This window comes from Nocardia sp. NPDC058058, assembly GCF_042885355.1.
In the GTDB taxonomy this organism is placed as follows: Bacteria; Actinomycetota; Actinomycetes; order Mycobacteriales; family Mycobacteriaceae; genus Nocardia.
On record NZ_JBHVSA010000002.1, the window covers coordinates 282,740 to 297,700 of the forward strand.

Below are 14,961 nucleotides of genomic sequence, written 5' to 3' on the forward strand. Positions count from 1 at the left end.
AGTCGGGGCGCGCTGTCCGAATGAGCGACTTCAGGCGGGTGGCAGCCAGCCGAGTTGGATGAGGTCCTCGCCCGCGCGGGTGACATAGGTGCCTCGGCCCGGAGGCATCAAGGACGGGCGGGTGTTGCCGAACAGGATGCCTTCCTCGCGGCTGGTGCTCATGATCAGGGCCGCGGAGTTGAGTTCCTTCATGCGGTTGAGGGTGGACTCGTAGAGGGCGCGGCCCGCACCACCGGAGCGGCGCGCGATGATCAGGTGGAAGCCGAGGTCGCGGGCGTGCGCGAGGTGATCGACCAGGGCGTGCAGGGGGTTGCCGGTCGCGGTGGCTACGAGGTCGTAGTCGTCCACGATCACGTACAGCTCCGGGCCCTTCCACCAGGAGCGATCCTTCAACTGCTGCGGGGTGACGTCCGGACCGGGCATGCGCTGGGTGACATACGCCGCGAGATCGGCCATCTGCCGAGTGAATTGCGGTGCGGTGGAACCGTATCCGGCGAGATAGCCCTGCGGCACGGTGCCCAGCATGGTGCGGCGGTAGTCGCCCATGATGATGCGAGCTCGGTCCGGAGTATTGGTCGCGCAGATGGATTGAACGATCGAGCGCAACAGCGTTGTCTTACCGCTCTCCGAATCGCCGATGATCACGAAGTGCGGACTCGTCGCGAAGTCCAGATACACCGGGGCCAGCTCTGATTCGTTGATGCCGATCGGAAAGCGCAGCGTCGGCTGGTCGGTGTCATTCCCGGGGGCTGGCACCAGCGCCAGCAGCTCTTCGCGCGGCAGGCGCTCGGGCAGCATGCGCACACGCGGCGCGGGGCGCCCCGGCGTTCGTTCGGCGATGGCCGAAACCGCCTGCGCCACACCGATACCCAGCGTCGCGGGATTGGGGTCACCGTCCACGCGCGGGAGGGCGGTGAGCATATGCAGCAGATCGGCGGTCATACCGCGACCGGGCCGTCCCTGCGGTACCAGCGCCGCGAATTTGCGCCCGAGGTCCGAATCCATCGGATCGCCGAGCCGCAGTTCGATACGGGTGCCGATCTGATCCTTGAGCGCGGGCCGGGCCTCCGGCCAGCGCGCGAGCGAGATGACCACGTGCACGCCATACGAAAGTCCCTGCACCGCAAGGTTCATGACGGTCTGTTCCAGGGCCTCGAACTCCTGCCGGAAGGTGCCGTACCCGTCGATCACCAGGAAGGCGTCACCGTACGGATCCTCGTGCGCCCCGGCCGCCGCGGCGCTGGTGGCCGCCGTGACCGACCGCAATCGCCGGAATTCCGCCATGGATTCGATGCCGAGCTGCCGGAATCGAGCCTCGCGCTGCCGCACGATGGTCACCATCTCGGCGACGGTGCGCCGCACCTTATCGCTCTCCATCCGGCTGGCGACGGTGCCGACGTGCGGCAGTCCTTCCAAGCCGACCAGGGTGCCGCCGCCGAAGTCCAGCAGATAGAACTGCGCCTGTTCGGCGGTGTGCGTCAACGACATTCCCATGACCAGCGAGCGCAGCGCGGTCGACTTGCCGGATTGCGGTCCGCCGACCACCGCCACATTGCCGCGCGATCCGGACAGGTCCACCAGCAGGGGATCGCGGCGCTGATCGTAGGGCCGGTCCACGATGCCGATGGGCGCGCGCAGCAGCGCGATCGGATTCCAGTCCCCGGTGAGCACAGAACGCGGCACCAGTTGATCCAGGGTGGGCGGCGCGTCCAGTGGTGGCAGCCAGATCTCGTGCGCGGCGCGCCCGTGCTCGCGCACACGCGACACCAGCATTTGCAGGTTGGAGACCTGTTCGACCTCCGGCGGCAACGCTATTTCCGCGGCTTGCGTCGGCAGCGGAATACGGTCCTCCGCACGGAAATCCACCTGGGTAGCGGTGAAAGGTCGTGCGGTGACATCGATATCGCCGTCGAAGGCATCGGCCGCGAGTTCACGCTGTGCGCCCACACCCGTATACGGGCCGGACACGTACGCGGATTGGAATCGTACGATCTCCCCGGAATCGGATTTGAGATAGCCGCCGCCGGGGTTGCCGGGCAGATTGTACGCGTCCGGCACGCCGAGCACCTGCCGGGATTCATTGGCGGAGAACGTCTTCAACCCGATCCGATAGGACAGGTGGCTCTCCAGTCCCTTGAGCCGTCCTTCCTCGAGCCGCTGCGAGGCGAGCAGCAGATGCACATGCAGCGATCGCCCCAGCCGGCCGATCATGGTGAACAGTTCCGCGAAATCCGGGTGCTGCGACAGCAATTCGGAGAATTCGTCCAGCACCACGAACAGCGCGGGCATGGGATCGAGATCCGCCCCGGCGGCGCGCGCCTTCTCGTATTCGGAGACATTGGCGAAATTGCCCGCCGCGCGCAGTACTTCCTGCCTGCGGTTCATCTCACCGGCGAGCGCGTCCCGCATACGCTCGACCAGGTCGGCCTCCTCCTCGAGATTGGTGATGATGGCCGCGACGTGCGCTACGCCTTCCAATCCGAGGAAGGTCGCGCCGCCCTTGAAGTCCACCAGCACGAAATTGAGCTGATCCGGTGAATGCGTGGCGATAAGCGAAAGCACCAGTGTGCGAAGGAATTCCGACTTGCCGGAACCGGTCGCGCCGATGCACAACCCGTGCGGTCCCATACCGCCCTCGGCGGCCTCCTTGATATCGAGCACCACCGGCAGCCCATCCGCGCCGACACCGAACGGCACCCGCAATCGCTCACGTCCGTAGCGCGGCTGCCAGGCGCTCGCGGGATTGAAGGTGCCGATATCGCCGAGCCCGAGCAATTGCGCCCAGCTCGAAATGACCTCGCCCTCTTCACCACCGGTGTCCCCGGTGCGCTGCACGGCCGCCCGGTACGGTGCGAGCCGCCGCGCCGCCTGCTCCGCCTCGCGCGCGCCGATGCGATCGATGACGGCGAACCGCTCCATCGCCCCGGACGGTCCGCGCCCGGCGCATTCACCGTTCTCCACCAGCATCTGGATACCGCGCGAGGCGGCCAGTCGCGGCGCGTACCCGCACAGGTCGATGACGGTGAAGCCTTCGAAACCGTTCTCCCGCAAGGGATCTTCCTCGGCTTCGAGCAGCCCGCCGTCCACCACCAGCACGATCTGCACCAGATTCGGATTGGGCGGCTGATTGCGCGAGTACCGCACCCGGTTGTACAGCAGCGGCGCCAGGCTCGCGTGCGCCTCTCGAATGGAGCCGAACACCATGCGCTCGCTGCCGACACCGTCCTGCGCGTCCGGATGCTGGCTGTGCGGCAGCCATTTCGCCCATTCCCATTCGCGGGCGGTGTCGGGTCCACAGACGACGGCGACAAGTACCTGATCCGGCCCCTGGAACATGGCCAGCTGTAATAGCATTGCCCGCGTCATCTCGCGGGCCTGTGCCCGGTCTCCGGTGAGCTGCACGCTCGCGAAGCCCTTCACGGCGAGCGCGGTCGGCAGATCCGGAACCGTCGAATGGGTTCGAACGAAGCGCCTCAGCGACACCGCAGCTATCGGCTCCAGCTCCTCCACCGGACCGGTCTCCGGCGCCACCAGCCGGGTGGCGAGGCGCTGGCCGCCGAGGCCGATGCGGGCATGGCAGAAATCCTTGTCGCCGGGACGTCGCTCCCACATGCGCGTGGTCCCCGCGAGCATCCAGATGAGCCCGGGTTCGGGATGACTCCACTCGACTGCGGCGCGCTGCTGCCCGGCGGTCTCCTCGACATCGCGGCGCACCTGATCCAGATAGCGCAGATAGTCCTTGCGGTCCTCGTTCGCCTCCGCGGCCTTCTGCCCTTTACCGCCCTGACCGGCGTACATGCCGACCATGGAGAAGACCATCATCATCGGGAACATCAGGCTCATGGGATTGCTCGCGAGACCGCTGCCCGAGGTGAACATGAGCACGACCATGCCGAGCATGCCGACGCCCATGACAACCGGCATGAGCTTGCCGAACAGGTTCGCTGGAATATTGCGTGGAATCTCCGGCGGCGGCTGTAGCGTCACCTCGCCGCCCGGTGAGCGCGGAATCTCCCGGCGTGGACGGCGCTGGAAACGGACGGTGCTCATCGCGTGCGGAATCCCCCATCGCGTGTCTGGAATTGCGGGCTCAGTGTACGGCCAGCGACCTCGATGCCGTACAGTCTGGGCAGCATTTACGCATTTCAGCGAGAAATATCGTCCGGCGCGGCACGGTGTTCCCGCGCGCCGATGAGGACTCACAGAGCGCACCGACGTTTGGGGGCAGCAGCGTGACACAGCCGCGTAGTGGCCATCGGACCCAGCCGCGATTCGAGGCCCGGTGACCCAGCAGCGCATGGACCCGGTCGACGATGCGCGCGGCCTGGTCCGCGCGCCGGATCTGGCCCGGGTCACCCTGCTCGCCAAGCACACCCAGGTGGATATGGCCATCCCGGTGGATGTGCCGGTGGCACTGGTCATTCCCAGCGTGGTCGATATGGTCGCCCAGCACAGCCTCGCCAATGACTTCGACAATGACGGCGAACACTTCGAACCACACGAATGGGTGCTGGCCCGCATCGGCCAACCGCCACTGTCCAATTCGCTCAGCCTGGCCGAACAGGGCGTGCGCGACGGCGAACTGCTCATGCTGGAGAGCGCCGAGCACATCGCGCCGACCCCGCTGTTCGACGACATCATGTACAACGTCGCCATCGCCGACGCCGATCATTTCCGCGGCTGGACACCGCGCACCGCCCGCCTGACCGGGTCCATTCTCGCGGTGCTGACCATGCTCGCCGGCTGCCTCGGCCTGCTCGCCGCACCCGATGCGGTCCCCGGCTGGGTGAGCGGCACCGTGGCGCTGTTCATCGCCGTCCTGCTGGTCATCGCCGGCATGGTGTTGAGCCGCATGTACTCCGACACCGCGAGCGCGCTGGTGCTGGGCGGCTGCGCGCTACCGGCCGCGTTCAGCGCGGGCATGCTGTTCGTCCCCGATCACTACGGGTGGGCCAACCTGCTGCTGGGCGCCGTATTGACCGCCGCCACAGCGATTCTCGCGTGGCGCGTGAGCGGTGTCGGCCTCGGCCTGTTCATCGGCGCGACCACCCTCGCGGTCTATCTCATCGCGGCGAGCCTGGTCGGCCTGCTCGGCCACGTGCCCGCCAAGGCCATCGGCGCGGGTGTGGCCGCCTTCGGCCTGGCCGGATTGTCGCTGGCCCCAAGGCTTTCCATGCTGCTGGCGAAACTGCCGCTGCCGCCGGTGCCCGCCCCCGGCACCCCGATAGACCCCACCGAGGATGATCCGGACGATCACCGCGCCCTGCCGAGCATGGCCGCCCTGCGTGCCAAATCCCAACGCGCACGCGAATATCTGGCCGGACTGGTCAGCGCCACCACCCTGGCGACCGCGACCGGCGCACTCGCCGCGACCGATCCCGGCGCGGATGCCCGCTATTGGCCGGGGCTGGCCCTGGCGCTGGTCTGCGCCGCCGTACTCATGTTCCGCAGCCGCACCTACGCGGGCGCGGAGCAGGCGGTGATCCTCATCGCGGGTGGCGCGGCGATCCTGCTGCTCCTGCTGGGCGGCGCGGCTTTCCTGATCCGCCAGCCGCTCACCGTCTTCGGACTGGCACTGCTGATGCTGATCGCGGCCCTGGTGCTCGGCGTCATCGTCCCGCGCCGCCAGGCCACCCCGCCCGTGCGCCGCGCGGTGGAACTCCTCGAATACGCCTGTGTCGCCGCGGTCGTGCCCCTGGTGTTCTGGGTAACCGAGCTCTACTCCCTGGTGCGCGGACTGTGAACCCGCGGACCCACACGACGACAAACGCGCGCACCGCCGAGGCGAAGCCGCCTGGGACGCGGCGGATAGGCCGAGTCGGCACCATCATCGGAGCGCTGCCTCCGGCCGAGGCGAATGGCCGCGGACGGTAATCGAATGGATGCCAGGGCTTTTCGTGTGCGCGGGGTGCGGGTCGCGGCAATGGGCGCGACGCTCATCGTACTGGCGGTGTTCGGTGCGGGTGCGGAACCGGCTGTGGCGCTGGCCGATCGGCCGCCGGCCATCGATCCGGGGCTGCTGCCGCCGGGTGGTCCCGCCGCCCCGCCCGGCAAGACCGAGCACCCGGCCAACTCCCCGTGCATCAGCACGCAGGCGGGCGGCGACGGTCCCACGATCCCGCCGACCCAGCGGGCGTTGGATCTCGAGCACGCGTGGCGATTCTCGCGCGGGGCAGGGCAATTGGTCGCGGTCATCGATACCGGCGTTTCACCGCATCCCCGGCTGCCCGGCCTCATTCCGGGCGGGGACTACGTCGCCACCGGCGGCGACGGCACCGAGGACTGCGATGCGCACGGCACCATTGTCGCCGGCCTCATCGCCGCGAATCAGCTTGCGGGAGAAGGCTTCGCGGGTGTCGCCCCGGAAGCGCGGATCATGACCATCCGGCAGACCAGCGCCATGTATCAGGCCGAGGGCGCGGGCCGGGACAAGGGCCCGGACGATATGCCGGACGGCTACGGCAAGATCTCCGCCCTGGCCTCGGCCGTTCGCCGCGCCGCCGATGCCGGTGCCCGGGTCGTCAATATCTCCCTGGTCGCCTGTCCCACAAAGGAACCCGATACCACCGAGATGGGCATGCTCGGCGCGGCCGTGCGGTACGCGGCGACGGACAAGGATGTCGTCATCGTGGCGTCGGCGGGCAATACCGACACCTGCAAGGCGAGCAATCCGGGTTTCGATCCACTGCATCCCACCGCGGATCTGTGGAATCACATCACCTCGTATGTCACTCCGGCCTGGTGGGACGAGTACGTGCTGTCGGTGGGCTCCATCGACGCATTCGGCCAGCCGTCGAAATTCACCGTGCCCGGCCCCTGGGTCGGCGTGGCCGCACCGGGCGAGGATGTCATCTCCCTGGATCCGCGTGGTCCGGGTCTCACGACCGCCAAGTTCACCAATCAGGGGCAGGTGAACCGTTACAGCGGAACAAGTTTCGCCGCCCCCTATGTATCGGGTGTCGCGGCGCTGCTGCGCTCCCGCTTCCCGGATATGCCCGCGCGCGAGATCATCGAGCGCATCGAGGCCACCGCGCACGCGCCGGGCGAGGGCTGGAATCCATATGTCGGTTACGGTGCCGTCGATCCCGTCGCCGCGCTCACCGCGGAGGTGCCGAAGGACCTTCCGCCGAAACAGCCCAGCACCGCCAGGGACAGGCAGCTGGCCATTCCCACGGCAGCGCCGAAGCCGGATAACACCGCCCGCGATGTCGCGCTCATCGGCACCGGAATCGTCTGCCTGCTGGGCATTCTCGGCTTCCTGGCGGCATTCCCGCTGCGCCGCCGCTTCGGCGTGCACGACGACGACGCCTGAGCCGGTTCAGTTCTGCGTCTTGACCGGTTCCCCGGCCGGATACGGATCCGGTGCGACCCCGTCGTGCGCGACCATGGCGGCCTCGCGACTCAGTGTCGGCCCCGAGGCGAGCAGCCCGACGATCGGCCACGGCGCGGGTTCGGGCCGCACTGCCTCAGGATCCATGCCGAGGGCTTTCGCGGCCTCGAGGTTCTTGATGCCGTAGCGCACACCGTAATCGGAGACGAAGAACAGGCTGTCGCGCCGCTGACTGTCCGGTTCCAGTCCGGTGGTCTGCACGTAGGCCCCGGCGCCGGGCTTCAGATAGAACGAATCCACTTCCGGCCCATTGCCATCGGCCTGTGCGAGCGGCACCAGCCGGGCCCGGTCGGGAATCGGCACGGCGTGACCGGTGAGCACGGTCAGGTCGGCGTGTTTGCTGCCATCGGACTTATCGGCGGCTCGGACCGGTTGCCAGGCAAGACAATCCACCGGCTGATCCTTGCCGTCGACGATTCCGGGTGCGCGGTCCGGATAGTCCGCGACCGGCAGCGCCGAGGACACCGGCGCTCCGGTGCGATCGGCCTGCACGATGTGGTCATCGGTGGCCGTGGACCGGTAGGCATTGCGCACGATATCGGCCGTCAGCGGCGATACCGGTTGCAGCCCATCGGCGAGCACCACGTAGTTCCGGCTGTCGGTGCGCACCTGCACCACATCGCCGATGCGATGGTCGCCGATCGAATAGTTGGGCGCGGCACCGGCATTCGCGATCTGCGGCGGTGCGATGGGCAGCACCTCGGGTATCGCGTTGAGCAGACCCTCGCTGATCGGACGCGGGGTGTGCCCGCGAATATCGAGGGCGTCCACCACCGCGCGATCGTTCATATCCAGCTGGGCGCGATGATTGTCGTAGATCAGATAGGTGTGATCGCGCCCCTGGACCAGCAGCGCCCGCCCCGATTCCAGCGCGGATGCCTTCTCCCCGAGCGCCGGATCTCCCGCCAGCACCGCGGTGGTGAGGGTCCGGCTGCCGTCATTGGCGAGCACATCGCAGACGGTCCAGCCCCGGCCATTGCTCTTGGCCTCGAAGTTCAAGGTGGCGGGCGCACCCGGAATACCGAGCAGCTGCCCGCGCGGCTTCTTGCTGAGCTCGGATTCCTTCACCGTCGCGGGTTTGGCGGCCTCCCCGGCCGCCAGTCGCGCCGAGGCGAGGTTCAGCGCCGGATGCACCACATTGTCGATGACCACGTAGACCGCGCCGGTGTCCTTGCCGATGAGGATCTTGTTCGAGCCGATCTTGTCCTGCGGCCGAAGCAGAGCAAGCACCCCGCAACCCGCGAGTGCGACGCACGCCAGGATGAGTCCGACGCTGAATGCCCGGGACTGGGAGCGCATCGGGTCGTGCAGCATCCGCACGTCCCGGCGCACCAGGGCGTGTTCCATGCGTCGAACCAGAAAGCGATAGCCGCTGACCTGCCATCGCGTTGTCGGTTTTGAAGGCATAAAACTCCCCCGACCAGTGATTGCGTTCGCCGCACACAGTACAGTTCCCGGGAATCCGCATTCGCACTCGGCCACGCTGAAGACTCGGATCGACGCGGCCGGGCCCGGCAGTTGGGGGACGAATATGGCCCGGACGGGCATGGTGAACCTGCTGGTCGCGGAGGTGACCGCGGTGGCCGTGCTGGTCGTCGCGGTGCTGTGCGGAACGCCGTTCTGGATCGCCTTCGGGGTCGCCGTAGCATTCGGACTGGTCTTGTTCTTACCACTTGGCAAACGACCAGTTTCCGAATGGATCGGCACCCGGTTGCGCTTTCGCGCCCAACGCTCGCGACCCGTCGCCGATCTCATCGACCACCGCGCCGCCGACGGCCGCTCACTCGGCCTCTTCCGCGACGGCACCCGCGTGGTCGCCGTGGTCGAGATACTCCCGCCCCGGGGCGGCTTGACCCGGCTGGACCGTGGCGCGGTCCGCGCGGCGCACCTGCTGCCGCTGCCCGACCTCGCGAAAAGCCTTACCCAGCACGATATTCAGCTGGCGGGCATCGATATCGTCTCGCATGGTCACCGTAGCCGTTCCGGCACGCCCGCCGGGGCCATCTACGAATCGCTGATCGGCCCGTTACCGGCCACCGCACACCGCACCGTCTGGCTGGCCATCGCCTTCGACCCACTGACCTGCCCGGACGCGGCGGCTCGGCGCGGCGGCGGATTGGACGGCGCCTGCCGCGCGGTCACCATCGCCACCCAGCGCGTCCTGCGCACGCTCGAGGACGCCGACTGCCCCGCCCGCATTCTCACCGCACCCGAAATCACCAGGGCCACACTGCAAATCACCGGCGGCAACGATCCGCGCGAACTCACCCAGCATTGGCGCTACGCCGAACTCGGCAACAGCGTCAATATCGGCGCGGCGGTCGTCCCGGCCCGACTGGATTCCGAACAGCTTGCGCGACTGTGGATTCCGCCCTCACGCGGCACCACCGTCGCGGTCCGGCTGCGCCCCGGCAGCTCGGCGGGCACCGTGCGCATCGGCGCGGCCTGGCGGCTCACCGCACGCGAACTGCCGCAGGACCAACTGCAACCGCACATGATCTCCATGAACGGCAGGCATCGCGAAGCCCTGCTCGGCCAACTTCCGCTGGCCGCACCGGGAATGGACGACACCGTCCCCACCCGGGAACGCGAGATCGCCGATATCGCGGCCGTCGAACTGCCCTCGGCCGGCTGCGGACAACTGCTCGGCTCCGACGACGACGGCAATGGCGTCGCCGTCCGCCTGGTCGGACAGGGCATTTCGAGCGTCTACGTCGCGGGCGAGCTGTACCTCGCGCAGCAGTTGGTATTCCGCGCCCTGGCCATCGGCGAGCGCGTACTGCTGCGCACCGAACGCCCGCACGTCTGGGAACAACTCATCACCACCATCGGCAATCCGGAACGGCTCGCCCTGGCCGCCGACACCCACGAATCCGACGCCGGATTCACCGCCGTCCTGGTCGACGGCGTCCTGGCCCCGGCCCCGCACGCCGGCATCACCACCATCTACCTGGCCGGTGACCCGCTGGGCTGGCCCGGTGCCCGCCCCGACCTGTCCATCACCCAGCCCGGCGCGGGCGGCAACCGCATCACCCTGCGCACCGGCGCCACCCGCGTGGAACTGACCCTGGTCTCCATCCCCCGCGAATCCACCTACATCGGCCGGCCCCGCGCGGCGACCGCGCTATCGGGTCAGCCGGGCTGATCCCGTGCGCTCGGGTCAACCGATTCCGCGGCACGGCCCGAGGCAACGCGCAGCGATCGAATGATTCCGCGGCGCGCCCGGGCAACGCGCAGCGATCGACCGCCCGGGCGCGCACCTCGTGACCGTTACCCGGGATACGGGTCGGCCGCGCGCGCATCGCGCAAAGTCCGGCCCCACCAACCGAGTTGGCGCAGCAGACGTCCCGCCGCGTCGATGGCGGCTCCGTCCTGGGTCTCCCCCGCCGCGTCGAATTTGCGCTTGGCTTCGTGGAAGCTCACGGTCTCGCGAATGGAGACCATGTGGATCTCGGCGACCACCTGCCGCAATTGCTCCACCGCACGCAATCCGCCGGAGAGTCCGCCGTAGCTGACGAATCCGATCGGTTTGGCCCGCCATTCACGTTTGGCGGTGTCGAGCGCGGTCTTCAGCGATGCCGGATACCCGTGGTTGTACTCCGAGGTGACCACCGCGAAAGCGTCTGCGGCGGCGATCCTTTCGCAGTACGCCCGGGATTCGTCGGTCTCGGTCAAATCCACGGGCAGCGGGGTGTCGAGCAGATCGAGCACCCCCACCTCGAATTGTCCGTCCGCCCGTGCCGCGCGCAGGAACCAGTCCGCGACCACGGGCGCGAACCGCTGCGGTCGCACACTGGCCACGATTACCTCTAGCCGCAGTGGAGTGCTCACCCGCCGAGCCTAAGCCCCGCCGCCGCGAACCCGCGTCAGCGCTCGACCGCCGCCGTGGCATAACCGGCCAGCCCCACACCCGGACCCGTGCGCGCGTTGAATTCCAGAGCGTGCCTGGCCCGTTCGGGATTGGCCACCAGATGCCGGATATCGGTGATCCGATACTGCCCCGACACCACCGGCGCCGGACCGTCCAGCGCCTTGGCCATGGTGGAGGCCACCTCCCACAGCGTGAGCGGCTGTCCGGAGGCGATATTCAACGGCACGAATCCGGCCAGCCGCCGCTCCACCGCCGCCACCGTGGCCGCCGCGACATCGCGGACGTGCACGAAATCCCTTACCTGCCCACCGTCCTCGAACACCTTGGGTGATCGGCCCGCCAGCAGTTCGGCCCGGAAGCGCGCCACCACACCGGATTCCGCCGATCGCAACGGCCGGGCGCTATCGGCCGCCTCGCCGTAGACGTGGTGGTACCGCAGCACGGTGGCCGCCGATCCGGTGCTGGCCACCCACGCCAGCGCGTAATGCTCCTGCGCCACTTTGCTTGCGGCGTAAGCGCTCCGGGGCCGCAGCGGTGCGTCCTCCCCCAGCGACTCCCAGGTCAGCAGGTCTCCCGTACGCGGCGCGCGGTGATCGAACAACCCGCGATCCAGATCCGGCCGCCGCCGCAGTCCCGGGAAGAACGGCCCCTGCCGCCCCGCTCGATACCGGCCCTCGCCGTACACCGCCACCGACGATGCCAGCACCAGCCGCCGCACCCCGGCCCGTTCCATCGCCGCGAGCAGCACCGCGGTTCCGGCGTCATTGTGCGTGGCGTAGACCGCGGCCCGCTGCATCTCCATCGGCCCCCGCGCGGGTTCGCGCACCGGCTCCGCCGGTCCGCGCACGCACGGGCCGGCACCGTGCCCGACATCCTCCCGGCGGCCGGCCGAAGTCTGCACGCGCCCACCGGGTTCCACGCCACCGGCGGCACGCAGCGCGCCGATATCGCGGCCGTCCAGCGGCCGGATCAGCGTGCGGCCGTCCTCGGGTACGTCGGCGCGCTCGGCGGCCGTCCGCGGCGGCACCCAGCGCCCCGGACCCTGATCGGGCAGATCGGGAATCGGCACCGCGGCGGCCAGATGACACACCACGTCGACGCCGCGCAGCAGCGGTTCGAGCGCATCCGGATTGCGAATATCGACGCGGGAAACGCCTTCGGGGACAGTGGGATCGAAGCCGTGGACGGAGTCGAGCAGGGTGTCGATGGCGATCACCTCGTGCCCGGCCGCGATGAGGGCGCGCCGCACATGGGAGCCGATATAGCCTGCCGCCCCGGTCAGCAGTACTCGCGTCCGGTCGGCCTGTGGTCCGCCTTCGCTCATGGCCCCAGCCTAGGCGACCGCGGCGCGAGGGTGAGAGGCGGAAAAGCGAAGGCCCGGTCCGAGGGTACGGACCGGGCCGGTGAGCTGGGGTTCCGCCTACGGCAGCTCGAAGGGGAGCTGGACGCCCGTGCCAGTGAGCACGCGGCACGCATCGCAGGTGTCATCGCCCTCGACGGCGGCGATGGCCCGCGCCACCAGCGCCTTGAACGGCACCAGGTTGCGCTCGAACTCGGCGAACACGTCGACCGCGCTGACACCGTGCCCGGATTCCACACCCGCGTCCAGATCGGTCACGAGAGCGATTGCGGAGTAGCACATTTCGAGTTCCCGGGCGAGCACGGCCTCCGGATGCCCGGTCATATTGACCAGCTCCCAGCCGAGTCCGGCGAACCACTGGCTCTCCGCGCGGGTGGAGAAGCGCGGACCCTGCACCACGACCATGGTGCCGTGATCCTTCATCGGCAGCTCGGTCCCGGCGGCCGAGATGGCGGCGGTCCGCAGCTCACCGCAGTAGGGGTCGGCGAAGGACACGTGCACGCCGCCCGCGTCGTAGAAGGTCTGATCGCGCCCGGAGGTGCGATCGACCAACTGATCGGGCACCGCGACGGTGCCCGGCCCCCAGTCGGCACGCAGGCTGCCGACCGCACAGGGTCCGAAGATCCGGCGCACGCCGAGGGTGCGCAGCGCCCACATATTGGCGCGGTAGGGCACGGTGTGCGGCGAGTACTCGTGCTTGCGCCCGTGCCGCGGCAGGAAGGCGACCGAACGCCCCTGCACCTGTCCGATGGTGATGGGCGCACTGGGAGCGCCGTAGGGAGTCTCGAGCTCCACCGTGGTCGCATCGTCGCCGAAGAAGTCGTAGAACCCGCTGCCGCCGATAATGGCCAGCGTGGCCCGAGGATCCGAACTCATGCGGGCAATTCTTGCGCACGCGCGCGCAAGTGGTGCTACCGGATCCGAGCATGTACCCTAGGGGGGTATTGATGCCGGGAGTGAGGAAACCGTCGGTGACCAGCGAACAGACCGCCACGACCGAAGCCGTCGACGCACCCGCAGCCGACGCATCCCACCACGACCACAGCTCACACGGCTACATCACCGCCAAGGACGACTACCTCAAGCGCCTGCGCCGCATCGAAGGCCAAGCTCGCGGCCTGCAACGCATGGTGGAAGAGGAAAAGTACTGCATCGACATCCTCACCCAGGTCTCCGCCATGACCAAGGCCCTACAGGCGGTGGCCATGGGCCTGCTCGAGGATCACATCAGCCACTGTGTCGTCGACGCCGCCGTCGCGGGCGGGCCGGAAGCCGAAGCCAAGATCAAGGAAGCCACCGACGCCATCGCGCGCCTGGTCCGCTCCTGAGCTATGCCGATTGCGCCCGGAATTCGCTCGGGGTCATGCCCATCTCCTGGCGGAAGACGCGATAGAAGTTCCGTTCATCGGCGAATCCGGCCGCACCGGCAATGGTGGCGAGCGAGCGGGAACCCGGCTCGCGGAGCAGGTTCCGGGCGTGTTCGAGGCGGGTGCGGCGCACCAGGGCGCCGAAGCCGCCGAGCTGCTCACAGGCGCGATAGAGCGATCGCCGGGACAGGCCGCAGGCGTGCGCGACTTCCTCGACGGTCATACCGGGATCCGCGTGGTGCTCACGCACGTAGGCCGCTATCACCTCGTGGATCAGCACCGGGTTGTTCCGCCCGTATCCGGCGTCACCGGCGATGAGCGAGAGCGCCCCGGCCAGCAGTTCGAAACCGTGCCCGGCCAGCACGTCCGCGGCGGGATCGGACGCGGCGCCCAATTCGGCCAGACCGCACAGGAATTCGGCCACCACCGCGAGGGTGCCCTGCACCGCGATGGGTGTGGCCAGCGGCAGGTCCGCGGGCGTCAGGCCGGTGTGCGCTCGCAGCCGATCCAGCGGGATGCGCAGCATGACCGATTCCGCCTCTGCCGCATGCGAACCGGCGAAGGGGCGGCTGGTGTCGATCAGCACCAGGGATCCCGGCCCCCAGTCGGCCCGGCGGCCGCCCTGTTCCATCCGGGCCCGGCCGGTGCGCTGAATGCTGACGAGTAGGTACTCCTGATCGGAGCGAGCGATATGCCGACGCGTTCGCGCGATGCGCTGGGTACTCGCGCCGATGACCGCCGCCCCGAACTGCTCGAACTGGGTGTCGGCGAGGTGGGCGCGAAATTGCCCGGGCGGCAGCCCGTTTGCCCCGCCGCCGGCCGGTGCCACCGAAAGCGGTACGAACGCGGCGGTGACCAGTGCTTCCCATTTTTCGAAGGCCAGTTGCGGTGAGGTGTCCGTACCCGAGCGCACGATGGCCGATACCGAATGACTCACCTTTCCGATCTTCGCATCGAATGCCTAGACAGACCA

General features: G+C 68.7%; 10 protein-coding genes. 4 read left to right on the plus strand and 6 right to left on the minus strand.

Annotated elements, in window-relative coordinates:
- Positions 1-30: 30 nt before the first annotated feature.
- On the minus strand, positions 31-4,050 hold the full coding sequence (gene eccCa / locus ACFVUS_RS16430) for a type VII secretion protein EccCa (RefSeq protein ID WP_387766302.1): 4,020 nt from the start codon (positions 4,048-4,050) through the stop codon (positions 31-33).
- A gap of 247 nt (positions 4,051-4,297) precedes the next feature.
- On the opposite strand from eccCa, the gene eccD reads away from it, so the two are divergent.
- Both eccD and mycP read left to right on the plus strand, forming a co-directional pair.
- Entirely contained in the window at positions 4,298-5,743 is a 1,446-nt protein-coding gene (gene eccD / locus ACFVUS_RS16435) for a type VII secretion integral membrane protein EccD (protein WP_387769915.1), read from the plus strand.
- Between the two features lie 135 nt (positions 5,744-5,878).
- Complete coding sequence (mycP, locus tag ACFVUS_RS16440) at positions 5,879-7,312, plus strand: type VII secretion-associated serine protease mycosin (protein ID WP_387766305.1); 1,434 nt, start codon at positions 5,879-5,881, stop codon at positions 7,310-7,312.
- A 6-nt stretch (positions 7,313-7,318) separates the two neighbouring features.
- On the opposite strand, the gene eccB is transcribed toward mycP, so the two are convergent.
- Positions 7,319-8,797 (minus strand): type VII secretion protein EccB, encoded by a 1,479-nt coding sequence (eccB, locus tag ACFVUS_RS16445; protein WP_387766308.1) that lies wholly within the window; start codon positions 8,795-8,797, stop codon positions 7,319-7,321.
- Between the two features lie 124 nt (positions 8,798-8,921).
- Between eccB and eccE the strand changes: the two genes are divergently transcribed.
- Positions 8,922-10,535 (plus strand): type VII secretion protein EccE, encoded by a 1,614-nt coding sequence (gene eccE / locus ACFVUS_RS16450; RefSeq protein ID WP_387766311.1) that lies wholly within the window; start codon positions 8,922-8,924, stop codon positions 10,533-10,535.
- A gap of 125 nt (positions 10,536-10,660) precedes the next feature.
- On the opposite strand, the gene ACFVUS_RS16455 is transcribed toward eccE, so the two are convergent.
- From ACFVUS_RS16455 to ACFVUS_RS16465, 3 genes are all read right to left on the minus strand, one after another.
- On the minus strand, positions 10,661-11,221 hold the full coding sequence (locus tag ACFVUS_RS16455) for an NADPH-dependent FMN reductase (RefSeq protein ID WP_387766314.1): 561 nt from the start codon (positions 11,219-11,221) through the stop codon (positions 10,661-10,663).
- Positions 11,222-11,256: 35 nt separating this feature from the next.
- Positions 11,257-12,585, minus strand: coding sequence for an NAD-dependent epimerase/dehydratase family protein (locus ACFVUS_RS16460; protein WP_387766317.1), 1,329 nt, complete (start codon positions 12,583-12,585; stop codon positions 11,257-11,259).
- A 96-nt stretch (positions 12,586-12,681) separates the two neighbouring features.
- Entirely contained in the window at positions 12,682-13,497 is an 816-nt protein-coding gene (locus ACFVUS_RS16465) for an S-methyl-5'-thioadenosine phosphorylase (RefSeq protein WP_387766320.1), read from the minus strand.
- Between the two features lie 71 nt (positions 13,498-13,568).
- Here ACFVUS_RS16465 and ACFVUS_RS16470 point away from each other — a divergent pair, with 71 nt between their 5' ends.
- Positions 13,569-13,949, plus strand: coding sequence for a metal-sensitive transcriptional regulator (locus tag ACFVUS_RS16470; RefSeq protein WP_387766323.1), 381 nt, complete (start codon positions 13,569-13,571; stop codon positions 13,947-13,949).
- Between the two features lies 1 nt (position 13,950).
- On the opposite strand, the gene ACFVUS_RS16475 is transcribed toward ACFVUS_RS16470, so the two are convergent.
- Positions 13,951-14,925 carry a helix-turn-helix domain-containing protein gene (locus ACFVUS_RS16475; RefSeq protein ID WP_387766326.1) on the minus strand — a complete coding sequence of 325 codons (975 nt, stop codon included), beginning with the start codon at positions 14,923-14,925 and terminating at the stop codon, positions 13,951-13,953.
- Positions 14,926-14,961 lie beyond the last annotated feature (36 nt).

Bases quoted from the DNA above. Each gene is read 5' to 3' on its own strand.
- eccCa (WP_387766302.1), bottom strand. From the start codon at position 4,050: ATGAGCACCGTCCGTTTCCAGCGCCGTCCACGCCGGGAGATTCCGCGC.
- eccD (WP_387769915.1), top strand. From the start codon at position 4,298: ATGGACCCGGTCGACGATGCGCGCGGCCTGGTCCGCGCGCCGGATCTG.
- mycP (WP_387766305.1), top strand. From the start codon at position 5,879: ATGGATGCCAGGGCTTTTCGTGTGCGCGGGGTGCGGGTCGCGGCAATG.
- eccB (WP_387766308.1), bottom strand. From the start codon at position 8,797: ATGCCTTCAAAACCGACAACGCGATGGCAGGTCAGCGGCTATCGCTTT.
- eccE (WP_387766311.1), top strand. From the start codon at position 8,922: ATGGCCCGGACGGGCATGGTGAACCTGCTGGTCGCGGAGGTGACCGCG.
- ACFVUS_RS16460 (WP_387766317.1), bottom strand. From the start codon at position 12,585: ATGAGCGAAGGCGGACCACAGGCCGACCGGACGCGAGTACTGCTGACC.
- ACFVUS_RS16465 (WP_387766320.1), bottom strand. From the start codon at position 13,497: ATGAGTTCGGATCCTCGGGCCACGCTGGCCATTATCGGCGGCAGCGGG.
- ACFVUS_RS16470 (WP_387766323.1), top strand. From the start codon at position 13,569: ATGCCGGGAGTGAGGAAACCGTCGGTGACCAGCGAACAGACCGCCACG.